At 43.2% G+C, this 14,314-nt stretch carries 11 protein-coding genes; 7 read left to right on the top strand and 4 right to left on the bottom strand.

Translation table 11 applies throughout. From position 1 onward, the window contains the following. Positions 1–250 precede the first annotated feature (250 nt). Positions 251–832 (bottom strand): TfoX/Sxy family DNA transformation protein, encoded by a 582-nt coding sequence (locus tag Q1A70_RS16660; RefSeq protein ID WP_299694082.1) that lies wholly within the window; start codon positions 830–832, stop codon positions 251–253. 355 nt (positions 833–1,187) lie between these two features. Here Q1A70_RS16660 and Q1A70_RS16655 point away from each other — a divergent pair, with 355 nt between their 5' ends. The 7 genes from Q1A70_RS16655 (at position 1,188) to Q1A70_RS16625 (ending at position 9,216) form a co-directional block, all read left to right on the top strand. After that, positions 1,188–2,108 (top strand): HDOD domain-containing protein, encoded by a 921-nt coding sequence (locus tag Q1A70_RS16655; RefSeq protein ID WP_299694085.1) that lies wholly within the window; start codon positions 1,188–1,190, stop codon positions 2,106–2,108. Positions 2,109–2,162: 54 nt separating this feature from the next. Then, entirely contained in the window at positions 2,163–3,068 is a 906-nt protein-coding gene (locus tag Q1A70_RS16650) for a lysine exporter LysO family protein (RefSeq protein ID WP_299694088.1), read from the top strand. Between the two features lie 182 nt (positions 3,069–3,250). Then, positions 3,251–3,778, top strand: coding sequence for a hypothetical protein (locus Q1A70_RS16645; protein ID WP_299694091.1), 528 nt, complete (start codon positions 3,251–3,253; stop codon positions 3,776–3,778). Positions 3,779–3,897: 119 nt separating this feature from the next. Then, on the top strand, positions 3,898–5,544 hold the full coding sequence (panP, locus tag Q1A70_RS16640; RefSeq protein WP_299694094.1) for a pyridoxal-dependent aspartate 1-decarboxylase PanP: 1,647 nt from the start codon (positions 3,898–3,900) through the stop codon (positions 5,542–5,544). 348 nt (positions 5,545–5,892) lie between these two features. Then, on the top strand, positions 5,893–6,747 hold the full coding sequence (locus Q1A70_RS16635) for a MurR/RpiR family transcriptional regulator (RefSeq protein WP_299694097.1): 855 nt from the start codon (positions 5,893–5,895) through the stop codon (positions 6,745–6,747). 274 nt (positions 6,748–7,021) lie between these two features. Beyond that, positions 7,022–7,285: a GrxA family glutaredoxin gene (locus Q1A70_RS16630; RefSeq protein ID WP_009847069.1), complete on the top strand. Its 264-nt coding sequence runs from the start codon at positions 7,022–7,024 to the stop codon at positions 7,283–7,285. A 248-nt stretch (positions 7,286–7,533) separates the two neighbouring features. After that, positions 7,534–9,216, top strand: coding sequence for an aspartate:alanine antiporter (locus Q1A70_RS16625; RefSeq protein ID WP_299694101.1), 1,683 nt, complete (start codon positions 7,534–7,536; stop codon positions 9,214–9,216). Between the two features lie 260 nt (positions 9,217–9,476). Here Q1A70_RS16625 and fabV read toward each other — a convergent pair whose 3' ends face one another. The 3 genes from fabV to Q1A70_RS16610 all read right to left on the bottom strand — a co-directional run bounded on the left by fabV (position 9,477) and on the right by Q1A70_RS16610 (position 13,857). Beyond that, positions 9,477–10,679 carry an enoyl-ACP reductase FabV gene (fabV, locus tag Q1A70_RS16620; RefSeq protein ID WP_299694104.1) on the bottom strand — a complete coding sequence of 401 codons (1,203 nt, stop codon included), beginning with the start codon at positions 10,677–10,679 and terminating at the stop codon, positions 9,477–9,479. A gap of 210 nt (positions 10,680–10,889) precedes the next feature. Continuing rightward, complete coding sequence (locus Q1A70_RS16615; protein ID WP_299694107.1) at positions 10,890–13,172, bottom strand: acyl-CoA dehydrogenase; 2,283 nt, start codon at positions 13,170–13,172, stop codon at positions 10,890–10,892. Positions 13,173–13,227: 55 nt separating this feature from the next. Further along, on the bottom strand, positions 13,228–13,857 hold the full coding sequence (locus Q1A70_RS16610; protein WP_299694110.1) for a TetR/AcrR family transcriptional regulator: 630 nt from the start codon (positions 13,855–13,857) through the stop codon (positions 13,228–13,230). Positions 13,858–14,314: the final 457 nt, after the last annotated feature.

Below are 14,314 nucleotides of genomic sequence, written 5' to 3'. Positions count from 1 at the left end.
TGAGGGAAATTAATGTCCATATAGTACCTCCGAGCAGAGTTACTATTAGATCAGAAATTTAATCAAATTGGTATAAGACTTAACGAAGTCAATCTAAATGGGTACTGAGCGTTACCTTTTGAGCATCACTATCGGCACAGCCCAATAAATTATGACACAAAAAAGCCGAGGGAATTCCATTCCTCGGCTTTTTTATAACTGTCACTTTATTCATATAAGGATAACTACTTTAGTGGCAACTCTTGAGCATCTAATGGCAATTTTTTAGCAATTGCTGCTTGCGTGGCTCCTGTAAAAGTTTCCAGTGAATACCATCTATTGCTCCTGCAAACTTCCAGAGTAGCCTCAAGTCAACGTCGTTACCATACGCTTTACGAACCTTATTAAATACTTCCGGCGCGCCAAGCTGCATAAAGGTTGAAACATCATCAACACCCGCTTTTTTCACCATACGCTCAAGTGTAAGCTGCATGTTTGGCAGATCTCTTAACCTACGGCTAGCAGAAGAATTCTTATAACTGCGCTGTTTTACTGAATTATCAATTGATGTGCGGATAATGCTATCCAATTCTGGATGTTCACACTTAAACAGGTCAGTAATGTCGTAATAATTTACAGTTGCTATTGTTTGTTTTTTGACATGGCGATATTTTTCACAATCAAGATCGGTTAATGTCTTATCTAGAGAATTACCACCTCTAATGAATAGGCTATCGTCACTCAATAGTGCGAACATCGCGTTGTCCTGGAAGAGGCCTATACCTCCAAACATAGAACGTTTCTGATGCTCACCAAACTGGCTGATGTAATTAATATATGCTGTATCGGTCATATCCATTGATCCTTAATCATATTACCCCGATTAGTTCAATCACCAGATAAGCAGCTTTTCATGCGATAAAATGTAGCTCAATTTATTATGATTTAGGTGAATATTATGATTTCGTCTTTCACCTTTAGAATAAGGATACTTCGAAAGATAAAATAAGTCCGGACTTAGCTCACATCAATCAGTTGTATATTAAAATTTTTCATGATTGACATCACATTAAACCACTCAAAATTCCCAAACCTTAAAAATTGGTGGCAAATCCATTCAACTTTATGATGCGACCAAAAGCAATCGGTATTGCCTCTCTTCACCACGACTTGTAAAATAGCTCAACATCACTATTTTTACTTATCTTATGAATCATTTATCATTTTTTTGGCTACCTCAAAATAAAGCGCTGCTCCTTAAAGGATTAGAATCAGAGTTTACACAACTCGTGGAACACTCGATCTCAACGGGGAGAATTAAACTTCCTCCAATTCCCACTGTTGTATTAAAAATACAAAACCTTTGCACGCGAGAATCCACTGGGATCACCGATATTGCTGAGTGTTTACTGGAAGATCCTAGCCTTGCTGCGATCGTCATCCGAATAGCTAACTCTGTGGTATTTAATCGACGCAACATCACATGTGTCGACATTGTAACGGCTGTATCGCGTCTGGGGATATTTAGGGTAAGAGACATTGTCACAGCTCAGTCAATGGAGCAGATCAAACAGTCAGTCGACCTCAGCCCAGAATGCAATAAAATCTTAGTCAAGAGTGCATCCGTATCTAAAAAGCTTGGTGCAACAATGGTGCAAGTCACTAACAGCTTTAAAGAATTGTCCCCTAAAGAGTATCGCTACCTAGAGCATGAAAAGTCATTACTCGTCGGATTATTAGCCGATATTGGCCTGTTTTGCTTAGTCAGCGAATATCAACTCTATTTAGATAGTGGCAACTACTTAGATCGCGACATCGCGATGCAAATATTCGAAAGCAAATGCTCCGCAACCAGTCAGCTAGTATTGAAGACTTGGGGATTTGACAGTGACTTCATCGATGTATGCAGCAACACCCTGAATAGCCAAGAACAACGTGAAGTTTCTTACCTTGATATTGCCCGAATCGCAAACCACCTGCTGATGTTTAGGAACAAAGATGAAAACATTGATGAGCACGAGGTGGAGCTAAATGTGACTGGTGCAGAAGTGCTTTATAACTTAAGTAATTTGAGTAAACATGAGTTCGATGCAAAGCTAAACGATGTCATCAATGAGAGCTGTTTCTAAATCTCCGTTAAACGCTAAATCAATGAATATAAAGTAAATGCAATTGGGGGCATTATGTTTATCGGGATGATTTTTATCTTTGCTCCACTTGTCGTGGGCTATCTATTTTCTCTCTCCAGCGAGCGTACTTTAGAGTTTATCAACCGCTCCACATCTCGTTTAATTTACGTGATACTTGCGCTGATGGGGCTAAGCCTCGCAACGCTCGACAATTTAGGTGCTAACCTACAAACTATTCTTCTTTATACGAGCACTTTTTTTGTCTGCTTAAGCGTTTGCAATCTCATTGCGTTGCCTGCCATTGATAAAGTGCTACCACTAAAAACGGATAGCAACCATAACAAGCTGCCCTTATCCGCAATGATGATGGAGTCAGCCAAGCTAATTCTTGTCGTTGGCTCTGGGCTTGTTGCTGGTTTAGTTCTGCCGTTCAGTCTTGCTTGGGTAGATAGCACAAGCGAATGGATTCTGTTTTTTCTTCTATTTTTTATTGGCATCCAACTGCGTAACAGCGGGCTAACCCTTCGCCAGATATTACTCAATAAACACGGTATGATTATCGCAATCACGATTATTTTGACGTCGATGCTTGGCGGCGTTATCGCGGCTTACTTATTGGATATTCCTCTATTTCAAGCGTTGGCGATGTCGTCTGGTTTCGGTTGGTATTCTCTATCTGGCATTCTCATGGGCGACGCTTTTGGTCCAGTCTATGGTGGGGCTTCATTCATGCTTGAGCTACTAAGAGAGTTGGTTGCCCTAGTACTCATTCCGGTACTAATCCGCCGCTACCCATGCACCTCTATTGGCTATGCTGGTGCAACAGCAATGGATTTCACCTTGCCAGTGATTCAAACAACAGGTGGGGTTCGCTGCGTACCAATTGCGATTGTTAGCGGCTTTATTTTAAGCTTACTGGTGCCTGTTTTGATGTTGTTCTTTATATCTCTTGCTAGCTAGCTCGCAAGAGATAACGACAGTTTTAGATTAGAGTAGCTACTCAAAGGCTCAATACCGATACAATTCCCTATATAAATAGACATCGGGTGAAAAGTATTAACCATCATTGCTCAACAAACAGTAATCGCGGTACTCTATAGCAACAAACTTATAACAAAAATAAACTTACTAAAGGAATGACTATGAAACGCCTTTGCTTCGCATTATTGCTAGCTTCAAGCTCTACTTTTTCTTTTGCAGCAGATACAATGTCTGCAACAAATCAATGCCAAGCCGAAAAATATGACGCGTACATCGACGCATCATTAAATTGGTATGCCGACCTTGCAACGTTAACTTCAGAGCAATACCCAGAGTTGACTGAAGTCAGTGAGTGGTTCGTAGAAGGTCGTAAGCACCACTTTGAGCTGAGCCGTGCCGCAGTAAAATACTACCTAGTCAATGATTCAAGCAAGGTCGCAACCGAGCAGCCCATTGAAGGTTGGTTACAACTGGAACAGCAAGACATTAAAGCCTTATCAAAACGTGATGATGAGCTTGGGCAGATAGCGAAAACAACATTTGATGACCGCCAATCTACACCTCACGCACAAAATTACGAGTTGCGCTCAGCCTTTGCTGAACTGCTTAGCCACCCTAAGCAAATCGACACCGCACTGCAGCGTTACAACCAATCGATTACAAAGCTTGAAGCGATTAAGTGTGAATAACCCCCTTATCTAACATACGTTTCTAAGAATTGGGGTGTGACAATTAAGACGGGACATTGTTCCCGTTTTCGTTTAGATTGTCCCGCTCGCGTCAACATCAGAAAAATAACTCGCTTGCTATGGTTACGGAACAAAAAACAGCAGATGTTAGCTTTGACAGTCTTCTACGTATCTTCACGGTACCAGAAGGCCCAGACTCTACACTCACTCAAATTGAAGACAAACTTTCACGAAATCTGAATCAATTCTTACGTGAACATATTGTGGCTGAAGAAAAGCCGCTACGTGAAATTGAGAAAGATTTTTCAAATGCTCATATCCCAGAGCAACCTAAGTTTGTTTCTGAACATACTGAGCATCTCCTCGATTCTCTGGTATCTCATTCGGTTCATACGTCTTCGCCAAGTTTTATTGGTCATATGACGTCTGCCCTGCCGTACTTCCTGATGCCGCTGTCTAAAATCATGATTGCACTGAATCAGAATCTGGTAAAAATCGAGACATCCAAAGCGTTCACTCCCCTAGAGCGTCAAGTTCTGGGCATGTTACATCGCCTGATTTATCAAGATAGTGACCCGTTTTATTCTCGTTGGATGCACAGCGCAAATCACTCTTTAGGTGCGTTTTGTTCTGGTGGTACCATCGCCAACATTACCGCACTTTGGGTTGCACGTAACAACGCTCTGAAAGCACAAGGTACCTTCAAAGGCGTAGAGAAAGAAGGCTTGTTTAAAGCGATGAAGCACTACGACTACGAAGGTCTCGCTATCTTAGTGTCTGAACGTGGCCACTATTCTTTGAAAAAAGCCGCTGATGTACTTGGCATTGGTCAAGAAGGCCTAGTGTCTGTTAAAACGGATAACGACAACCGTATTTGTACAGATGATCTAAGACTCAAGATCGAGCAACTCAAGCAGAGTAAGATCAAGCCTTTCGCCGTCATTGGTGTTGCAGGTACAACCGAAACCGGTAATATCGACCCACTAAGAGATATAGCTGGAGTATGTGCCGAGTCTGATTGTCACTTTCATGTAGATGCCGCTTGGGGTGGTGCAACGTTAATGTCGAACAATCATCGTCATCTGCTTGATGGTATTGAGTTAGCAGATTCAGTCACGATTGATGCGCATAAGCAGCTTTATATCCCGATGGGCGCAGGCATGGTTCTGTTCAAGAAGCCAGATGCAATGACCGCAATTGAGCATCACGCTCAATACATCCTTCGTAAAGGCTCTAAAGATCTCGGTAGCCACACTTTAGAAGGATCACGTTCCGGCATGGCAATGTTGGTTTACGCCGCGATGCACGTGATCAGTCGCCCAGGTTATGAGTTGCTCATCGATCAAAGCATCAACAAAGCCCGTTATTTTGCTGATCTGATAAAACAACACAACGATTTCGAACTGGTGTCTGAGCCTGAGCTTTGTCTGCTTACCTATCGATATATACCGGAACCAGTGAAAGCAGCCTTACTGAAAGCTAACAAACCACATCGTATAGAGCTCAACGAATTACTGAACGAACTTACTAAATTTATTCAGAAGAAACAGCGTGAAACCGGAAAGTCTTTTGTGTCAAGAACACGCTTAAATCCTGAAATGTGGGCCCATCAACCGATCATCGTTTTCCGAGTGGTACTGGCGAACCCACTAACGGGTAATGAGATCTTAGCTTCCGTTTTGGAAGAACAACGTGAAATCGCGAAGCTTGCTCCAAATTTGATGAGGCGAATCAATACACTTGTTTCCACCATCAACGCACAGTAATTTAGTGTTAGTTGCATCAAATTGAAAATTTATTTCTTTTTGATGTAACTAAACTATCAGTTCTTGTCAATTTGGCTTTTATTTTATTCAAAAGCTCTTTCAACCCTGTAGTTTTTCTAAATTTTTGTTGAGGCTTGTCATATTCTGAAGCATTCATGCCGTGTTTTTGTATTAGTAAATAGGATGTTGGGTTTATACTGACTATATGGTGCTAGTTAGCTTGATATCTATTTGATACAGCAGTTACACGGCCAAATAGGCACAGTGTAGATTGAATTTTGTTGAAGCCATCCCCCTTGGTAATATGATATTAACTGGCAAGTTGTTCTCTATACCCTTGTGAACACTATGAATACATTAGAAAAAATAAAAAAGAACCTAGAAAACTTTAGTAAGTCTGAGCGAAAAGTAGCCGAAGTGATCATGGCTTCTCCTCAAACAGCAATCCACTCTAGCATTGCTACGTTAGCAAAAATGGCTGACGTCAGTGAGCCGACAGTCAATCGCTTCTGTCGTCGTTTAGATACGAAAGGCTTCCCTGATTTTAAACTTCATCTCGCACAAAGTTTGGCAAATGGTACCCCTTACGTAAACCGTAACGTTGAAGAAGATGACGGACCAGATGCATACACGCATAAGATTTTTGAATCGACAATGGCGTGCCTAGACGTCGCGAAAAACAGTCTCGATCCGATGCAAGTCAATCGTGCTGTTGATTTACTGACTCAAGCAAAACGCATTTCGTTCTTCGGACTTGGAGCCTCTTCTGCGGTTGCCAAGGATGCTCAAAACAAGTTTATTCGCTTCAATATCCCTATCACTTGTTTTGAAGACATTGTGATGCAGCGTATGAGCTGCATCAACAGCAGCGATAATGATGTTATCGTTCTGATCTCGCACACTGGTCGTACTAAAAGCCAAGTAGAGATCGCGAACCTATCTCGTGAAAACGGTGCAACGGTGATTGCTATCACAGCGAAAGACTCGCCGCTCGACAAAGCAAGCTCTCTTTCTATATCTCTCGATATACCAGAAGATACTGACGTATACATGCCAATGGCAAGCCGCGTTGTTCAGATGACGGTTATCGATGTACTGGCCACTGGCTTTACTCTGCGTCGTGGTTCCGGTTTCAGAGAGAACCTAAAGCGCGTAAAAGAATCACTTCGCGATTCTCGCTACGAAAAGTACTCCCAGTTCTAATCAGCTGAAAGGCTGAACGACAAGTCATACGAAAAACGGAACTTAACGCTCCGTTTTGGTTTGGTATTTTGACGGTACTAGAGCCTGCGAGACTCATTCTATGCGCATTATTTACTCTGATAGGCAAAACCTATTGTATTAAAAGGTAAATCCATCTTTATTTTCCTAAAGCATTAAGGCATAGTTGGTTTTAAGAAATTTTGAGTGGCATTCACTAAAGAATAGTTAACATAATTGAGTTAACGAGCCTCATCCCGTATTTAGGAGAAATGAAATGTTTGTAGTTATTTTTGGTCGCCCTGCTTGCCCATTCTGTGTCCGTGCAAAAGAGCATGCTGAAACTCTTAAAGCGAAACGCGATGACTTCAACTACCGTTATGTTGACATTCACGCTGAAGGCATCAGCAAAGCTGACCTAGAAAAAACGGTCGGTAAACCAGTTGATACCGTGCCACAAATCTTCATCGACCAAGATCACATTGGCGGCTGCACAGAATTTGAAGCATACGCAAAAGAAAACCTAGGTCTTTTCGACTAAGTCGCCGTTTTCATTTAAACGGTAGGCCTTATAGCGTTATAGAGCTGTCTCATATTGGCCTAAAGCTGTACGATTGATATTAAGCCCGCTCGTTGTAGCGGGCTTTTTGATTTCTGCTTTTGATGCGCAACAACAATAAGGTCAAAATTGGGTAAAATAGCAAAGTATCGCTTATAATTAATTTATATTTAGATACAATTCAACTCTCAAACTTACCCTGTTTTTACGCCTATTATTGAGCGGTCACTGTGAATATCGACGTTGTTTTTCTGCTAGAACAAAACCCCATTCTTCTCATCTTTGTTGTGTTATCGCTCGGATTAGCCGTCGGCAAGATTCGCTTTGGTAGCCTACAACTAGGCAACTCCATTGGCGTGCTGATCACCGCGCTCGTAATGGGTCATCTTGGCTTCTCTTTTAACGCAGAGGCGCTAACCATTGGCTTCATGCTATTCATCTATTGCGTGGGTATTGAAGCGGGGCCAAACTTCTTTGGGATATTCTTCAGAGACGGCAAACATTACCTTATCCTAACCCTTGTCGTACTTATTACCGCGGTTGCACTCACCTATTTCAGCAGCCACTACCTTGGCCTAGGATTCGGCTTATCTGCCGGTATGATGGCAGGGGCGCTAACCGCAACGCCAATTTTGGTGGGCGCGCAAGACGCCCTGAATTCCGGGCTTGCGGAAGTACCGAGAAACATGGATTTAAGCCTAATTATCGAAGAACTGTCGGTTGGTTATGCAATGGCTTATCTAGTGGGCTTAATCAGTATGATCATGTTTGCCCGCTTGATTCCAAAGCTTCAGAAAGTCAACCTACACGACTCAGCAGTACAAATCGCTCAGGAGCGTGGTTTGGGCACATCTGGTCAACGTAAAGTTTATTTACCTATCATTCGTGCTTATCGCGTGGGGCCAGAGCTTGTCTCTTGGACTGACGGTAAGAACCTACGAGAACTCGGCATCTATCGCCAAACAGGTTGTTACATTGAGCGTATTCGCCGTAGTGGCATTCTGGCACACCCAGATGGCGACGCGATTCTCCAAGAAGGTGATGAAATTGCGTTAGTTGGCTTCCCTGATAGTCATGCCCGTCTGGATCCAAGTTTCCGTAACGGCAAAGAAGTTTTCGACCGTAACCTGCTCGATCTGCGGATTGTCGAAGAGGAAATCGTCGTTAAAAGTGATAGCATTGCGGGTAAACGCCTATCAGACTTAAACCTATCGGAATACGGTTGTTTCCTTAACCGAGTGGTCAGAGCGCAAATTGAAATGCCGATGGATCTCAACATAATGCTTTCTAAAGGTGATGTGCTTCAAGTTAGTGGCGAAAAAAGCCGTGTACACGGGCTCGCTGAAAAAATCGGTTTCATCTCGATCCATAGCCAAATGGCAGATCTAATGGCCTTCTGTAGCTTCTTCATTATCGGTATTTTATTTGGATTGATCACTATGACGTTTGGTCAGGTGTCATTTGGCTTAGGTAATGCGGTTGGCCTGCTGCTATCAGGTATCATGCTTGGCTTCTTAAGAGCGAATCACCCTACTTTTGGCTATGTTCCTCAAGGGGCGTTGAATATGGTCAAAGAGCTCGGTTTGATGTTTTTTATGGTCGGTATCGGCTTGAACGCCGGTGGTAAGATGTTTGAACATTTAACTCAAGTGGGACCACAGGTGATCGGCATTGCACTTGTGGTAAGTGTATTACCGGTATTCTTCGCCTACTTGGTCGGTGCTTACGTATTGAAAATGAACCGTGCCTTGCTGTTTGGTGCAATCATTGGCGCACGTACCTGTGCTCCAGCAATGGACATCGTAAACGACTACGCCCGATCCACAATTCCAGCTCTGGGATACGCGGGTACTTACGCGATAGCGAATATATTGATGACCTTAGCGGGTACCTTTATCATCATAATTGGCTAGCTGGTGAGCAAGTGCGGCTTTAAAAGCAGCCAAGCTTAGATATTTAAAATGCACTAATTCATCTTTGAACTAGTGCATTTTTTATAACTTATTCCCTTTAACTTTCTCTTAGGGCTCTTCGTATCCCGTATCTGTTCTTAAATCTTTTCGCATCTCGCGGCCCGAATCTCTCATCCGCTCGTAAATCTCTGATTATTTGCTTTTGAGCAAAAAATAGGCGCTCAATGAGCGCCTATTTGGTTTTAATTCGATTATTTTAATTAGATGTCAGCTACATCAAATTCAACAAAAGGGTTAACCTCAGCTTCGTAATCAACACCTTCAACACCGAAACCGAATAGCTTCAAGAACTCTTCTTTGTACTCTACGTAGTCAGTCAGTTCTTTTAGGTTCTCAGTCGTGATTTGAGGCCATAGGTTACGACAGTGGTCTTGAATGTCTTCACGAAGCTCTAGGTCATCTAGGCGTAGACGGTTCACTTCATCCACTTCTGGAGCGCTGCCGTCTTCTTTGTATAGACGTTGGCTGAACATACGGAAGATCTGTTCCATACAACCTTCGTGAATACCTTCTTCACGCATCTTCTTGAACACCATAGCGATGTAAAGAGGCATAACAGGGATTGCAGAACTTGCTTGAGTTACAACAGACTTAAGAACAGCAACGTTTGCAGTACCGCCAGTTTGGCCTAGTTTCTCGTTCAGCGCTGATGCTGCACGGTCTAGATCCATCTTAGCTTTACCTAACGCGCCATCCCAGTAGATTGGCCACGTTAGTTCAGTACCGATGTAGCTGTAAGCAACAGTTTTACAACCGTCAGCTAGAACACCCGCTTCAGAAAGAGCGTTGATCCAAAGTTCCCAATCTTCACCGCCCATTACTGTAACAGTGTCTTTGATTTCTTCTTCAGATGCAGGCTCAACACTAGCTTCAATGATAGTGTCTTTGTTGGTATCAACCGCTGTTGATGTGTACGTTTCGCCGATAGGTTTTAGAGCTGAACGAATCACTTCGCCAGTCTCTGGCATTTTACGCACTGGAGATGCCAGTGAGTACACAACCATATCGATTTGACCTAAATCTTCTTTGATCAGATCAATTGTTTTCTGTTTCGCTTCATTAGAGAAAGCATCGCCGTTAAGGCTTTTTGAATACAGGCCTTCTTCTTTAGCTAGCTTGTCGAACGCTGCTGAGTTGTAGAAACCAGCTGTGCCCGGCTTTTTCTCAGTACCGGCTTTCTCGAAGAAAACACCGATAGTTGAAGCGCCGCCACCAAATGCAGCCGCAATACGTGAAGACAAGCCGTAGCCACTTGAAGAGCCAACAACGAGTACACGTTTAGGTGCGTTTGCGATTGGGCCTTGAGCTTTTGTGTAAGCAATTTGTTCTTTTACATTAGCTTCACAACCGACTGGATGTGTTGTAGTACAGATGAATCCGCGAATTCGAGGTTTGATGATCATATTCAACTTCCTTAAAAAATCAGGTTAAGGATAAAAGTTTCGTACGCAAATGGCATCTAATTTCTGTAAAAATGTGGTGAAAATGCAAGTGGTTGGAGCACTAAGCGAATATTTGCTGACTAAGTCACCATTTGTTAACGCGTCTATTGCGACTTCTACGACAAAAACAAAAAAAGGCACCTTATTAGGTGCCTTTTGTCATTTCTTTATCTAAGCAACGCTATTTAGCTTAGGTTTTAACTCTTTTCGCGTCAAAGTTTCACTATAGTCATGACTGAAGTGGTCAACTTGAATCGCTGTGTAGCGTAGTTTGTCTGCTGCAATGATTTGGTCAACTTCGTCTTGAGTAAGAACGTCTGCCGCCAGTGCTTGAGCAAGTTTATCTTGTAGTAAGCCTTTACGAGCCACTTTGCCCTCTTTCACCGCTTTGAAGATCTTACGCTCAAGAGGCTTAATGCTGTACATCGCATTGAACGCATTTTCCATCAAGCCAACGCTATCGTCTTCTTCCTGGCCGATGTAGCAAAGATGAGTCAGGCGTTCACGGTGTGCACCCGGAGTCATCAAGCTTTCAGCCAGTTGCACTGTTAGGTTGTCACTTGGTTTTTCAAAGTGGTTACCTACCGGGAAAACGAGACCTTTAAGTACTTTACCAACCATCTTGTTCGGGAAGTTTCTGTACGCTTCTTGTAGCGATTTAGCCGCGTTATGGAAACAGTGTTGAACAGCGTAATGTACGTAGTCTAGGTCAGCTTGTTGACGACCTTCGTCTTCATACTTCTTAAGTGCTGCAGACGCCATGTATAGGTAACTTAGACCATCACCTAGACGTGCAGAGATAAGCTCTTTACGTTTCAGCTCACCGCCTAGTGTAAGCATTGCGAAATCTGCACTTACCGCAAGCGCACGGCTCAAGCGAGTCAAGTCTTGGTAGTAAGGCTTCGTTGGGCCGCTCATATCTGCCTCAATGAACTTAGAGCCTGTTAATGCCGCACCGAACGCGCCAAACGTGTTCTTAGTCGCGTGACCAATATGCTTGAACAACAAGTTATCGAAATCCTTCGCACCTTGCTTCTCATCTGGGTTTGCTGCCGCTTCCATTTCGCTTAGCACGTATGGGTGACAACGTGTCGCACCTTGACCGAAGATCATCAGGTTGCGAGTTAAGATATTCGCACCTTCTACTGTGATAGCAACGGGAATACCTAGGTACGGCGCTGCCAAGTAGTTCATCGGGCCATCTTGTATTGCGCGACCCGAGTGGATATCCATTGAATCGTTCAGAATCGTACGCGCCATCTCTGTCATGTGGTACTTCGCGATAGCCGTTACGATACCCGGTTTCTCTTTCATATCGAGTGAAGTGGTAGTCAACGTACGAGTTGCTTCTAGTAGATACGTTAAGCCACCAATACGTCCTAGGCTTTCAGCAACACCTTCGAACTTACCAATCGACATACCGAACTGCTTACGAACATAAGCGTATGCGCCAGTTGTTCTCGCAGTTAAGTGGCCCATTGCTGTACCTAGTGCTGGTAGTGAAATACCACGACCTGCAGAAAGACATTCCACCAGCATACGCCAGCCTTTACCTGCGTAATCTGCGCCACCGATTAACCATTCCATAGGGATGAATACATCATGACCGCGTGTTGGACCGTTCATAAATGCAAGGCCAAGTGGATCATGACGCTCACCAATCACAACACCTTCGTGGTCAGCAGGGATTAGCGCACAAGTGATACCGATGTCTTCTTTGTCACCAAGCAACTTCTCAGGATCGTGCAGTTTGAAAGCCAAACCAAGTACCGTCGCCACTGGCGCTAGCGTGATGTAACGCTTATTCCAGTTAAGCTTGATACCTAGTGTCTCTTTGCCTTCGTGCATGCCCATACACACAGTGCCGACATCAGGGATGCCACCCGCATCAGAACCCGCTTCAGGGCCAGTTAACGCGAAACATGGGATATCTGTACCGTCAGCAAGGCGAGGCAGCCAGTAGTCTTTTTGGTCTTGAGTACCGTAGTGAGACAGCAGCTCACCAGGGCCAAGAGAGTTTGGAACCATGACTGAAACCGCAGTACTGATACTGCGAGTCGCAATCTTAGTTACGATAGTCGAGTTCGCGTGTGCGGAAAATTCACGACCGCCGTACTCTTTCGCAATAATGAGCGAGAAGAAACGTTCTTTGCGTAAGAAGTTCCAAACTTCCTCTGGAAGGTCTCGGTCTTCTTTCACAATTTTATGGTCATCAAGCATAGCAAGCAGCGTTTCAAGTTCATTATCCATGAACGATTGCTCTTCTGCTGTCAGCTGAGGTTTTGGGTACTGGTGAAGCTTAGTGAAATCTGGTTTACCAGAAAACAGCTCTCCGTCCCACCACACGCTACCCGCTTCCATCGCTTCTTTCTCGGTGCTAGATAGTGGTGGTAGTACTTTTTTAAAGAGTTTAAAAGCTGGGTCACTTACCCATTTTTGTCTTAGAGAGCTCATAGTTCAGATCCTTTTGTTCACTATATTGTTTGTGAATGTTTCGCTTTTTATTGTTTTATTCTTCTGCTGACATGCCAGCGGCCAAGTATGGAATAAGAATATCGACCACTGCTTTGGCATCTATTCGCTTACCGTAATCATTCTCTGCAATTTCAACGAGAGCCTGACTGGAAGCCATGGTGAAAACACAAGTCCCTAAGGTGAAGTGCAATCGCCAAAATAACTGTTCTTGAGTGAGGTTCGGGTTGGCTTTCATTACTGAACTGGTAAACAGAGTCAGTGCTTCGCTGTAACGAGTTGTAATGAACCAACGCAAGTGACCTTGCACATCCGTATAACCTCGACCAATGAGTAACATGAATCGACTCGTACCATTTGGCCTTACATCGTTAAGTGCTCTTAGTGGCTGTCTTAAAGACTCAAACACGTCACTCATAGAATACGTTTCGTTCAAGTTTAAGTTCACTAAAGCATCTTGCAGCGCAGGCATAAATGCTTCTAAGTATCGATTTAATACGGCACGAACCAGAGTCTTCTTATCGCCAAAGTGGTAGTTCACTGAAGCAAGATTGACATTGGCTTTACCCGTAATGGTGCGTAAAGAGGTGTCATTAAAACCGTGCTCAGCAAATAAGCCTTCAGCCACATCTAAGATTTTGTCTTTGGTTGTACTTCTTGGTGCCATTTCAATCACTCGTATTAAACAACTGTTTGAAATATACGTTTAGTACATTTATTTAACAAGCAAGCAACATCACATTTTCACCAATTGGTCGTACCAGTTAATAAAAGTCTGCACTAACCGATTGAATTGACGTGTGTTTACAAAAAAAGGAAAAATTAATGAATTTTCTGGGAACTTCAATTGAAATGGAGGGTCATAAATTAGGTAGAAAACAGAGTATTTAGAAGTTTAACAGGCCGTCAAACTTGTTTTTCTCCCTGCTTTCTTAATTACTGCATTTTCCTTATTAACTCCTATACTTGTATCCGCCCAAACCGCTTTGGTTTGGGCTTTTTTTTGCGATTTTTTAGGGCGTGTTGATCTTTGCTGTACATTTCGTACTCAACAATACATCGGTAGCCACATCAACATGAATGCCAGCGATAGCATGCTGGCATAATTCCTTTCTAACTTGTCA

Origin of the sequence: uncultured Vibrio sp. (genome assembly GCF_947488985.1) — a bacterium.
Classification (GTDB): domain Bacteria; phylum Pseudomonadota; class Gammaproteobacteria; order Enterobacterales; family Vibrionaceae; genus Vibrio.
This window is presented reverse-complemented; position numbering and strand designations above follow the sequence as displayed.

Excerpts from the sequence above, each read along its gene's own strand:
- panP (WP_299694094.1), top strand. The coding sequence starts at position 3,898 with ATGGTTACGGAACAAAAAACAGCAGATGTTAGCTTTGACAGTCTTCTA.
- Q1A70_RS16645 (WP_299694091.1), top strand. The coding sequence starts at position 3,251 with ATGAAACGCCTTTGCTTCGCATTATTGCTAGCTTCAAGCTCTACTTTT.
- Q1A70_RS16660 (WP_299694082.1), bottom strand. The coding sequence starts at position 832 with ATGACCGATACAGCATATATTAATTACATCAGCCAGTTTGGTGAGCAT.
- Q1A70_RS16635 (WP_299694097.1), top strand. The coding sequence starts at position 5,893 with ATGAATACATTAGAAAAAATAAAAAAGAACCTAGAAAACTTTAGTAAG.
- Q1A70_RS16610 (WP_299694110.1), bottom strand. The coding sequence starts at position 13,857 with ATGGCACCAAGAAGTACAACCAAAGACAAAATCTTAGATGTGGCTGAA.
- Q1A70_RS16655 (WP_299694085.1), top strand. The coding sequence starts at position 1,188 with ATGAATCATTTATCATTTTTTTGGCTACCTCAAAATAAAGCGCTGCTC.
- Q1A70_RS16630 (WP_009847069.1), top strand. The coding sequence starts at position 7,022 with ATGTTTGTAGTTATTTTTGGTCGCCCTGCTTGCCCATTCTGTGTCCGT.
- Q1A70_RS16650 (WP_299694088.1), top strand. The coding sequence starts at position 2,163 with ATGTTTATCGGGATGATTTTTATCTTTGCTCCACTTGTCGTGGGCTAT.
- Q1A70_RS16615 (WP_299694107.1), bottom strand. The coding sequence starts at position 13,172 with ATGAGCTCTCTAAGACAAAAATGGGTAAGTGACCCAGCTTTTAAACTC.
- fabV (WP_299694104.1), bottom strand. The coding sequence starts at position 10,679 with ATGATCATCAAACCTCGAATTCGCGGATTCATCTGTACTACAACACAT.